The sequence below is a fragment of the Bradyrhizobium sp. 147 genome, assembly GCF_023073935.1.
GTDB lineage: Bacteria > Pseudomonadota > Alphaproteobacteria > Rhizobiales > Xanthobacteraceae > Bradyrhizobium.
The window spans coordinates 1-892 of the sequence record NZ_JADPKL010000059.1; the positions used below are offsets into that span (position 1 = coordinate 1).

Annotated in this window: 1 protein-coding gene; it reads right to left on the minus strand. The window is 64.1% G+C overall.

The genetic code is table 11. The features are described from left to right. Window positions 1–7: 7 nt before the first annotated feature. Window positions 8–892, minus strand: an 885-nt coding sequence (locus IVA87_RS13295; RefSeq protein WP_247333806.1) for an IS3 family transposase, incomplete at its 5' end; no start/stop codon positions are given.

Here is an 892-nt window from a genome sequence, read left to right on the forward strand (position 1 = left end):
CCAAGTTTTATCCAGTCCTGAGTTCGCCCCGGCTGTTGGATTTACCCGAATGGGCGGTGGTAGCGACGGGAGCTGGTGCGGAGCCATCGGCATAGCGCAGCGCCAGATCCCGTCGCGGGTTGCAGGTGAAGGCAAACTCCGATGGTGTTTTCCATCCGAGTTGCGAGTGAGGTCGCGTATCGTTGTAGTCGGCCCGCCAATGTCCGAGTTCGACCCGGGCCTGGGCCAGCGACGTGAACAGCGTCTCGTTCAACAATTCGTCTCGGAGACGGCCATTGAAGCTTTCGATGAAGGCATTCTGCGTCGGCTTGCCGGGCGCGATGTAATGCCAGGCGACGCGGCTCTGATCGGCCCATGTCAGGATGGCGTTGCTGGTCAATTCGGTGCCGTTGTCGCTGACCACCATTTTGGGCTTGCCGCGCTCGATGATCAGCCGGTCCAGCTCCCGCGCCACCCGCGAGCCCGACAGCGAGGTGTCGGCCACCAACGCTAGGCATTCGCGCGTGCACTCGTCGACCACGGTCAGGATGCGGAAGCGGCGGCCATCGGTGAGCTGGTCCGAGACGAAGTCGAGCGACCAGCGGTCATTCGGCGCTATAGGCACCACCATCGGCGCCCTGGTCCCGAGCGCCCGCTTGCGGCCACCACGGCGACGGACCGCGAGCCTCTCTTCCTGGTAGAGCCGGAACAGTTTCTTGTGGTTGACCAGATAGCCCTCCCGCCTGAGCAGAACATGCAGGCGCCGATAGCCGAAGCGACGGCGCACCTCGGCAATCGCTCTCATGCGTTGGCGTAGGGCCGCGTCGTCCGCCCGGGTCGTCCGATATCTGATGGTCATGCGGCAACAGCCGATGGCTTTACACGCCCGCCGTTCGCTCATCCCGTGGGCGTC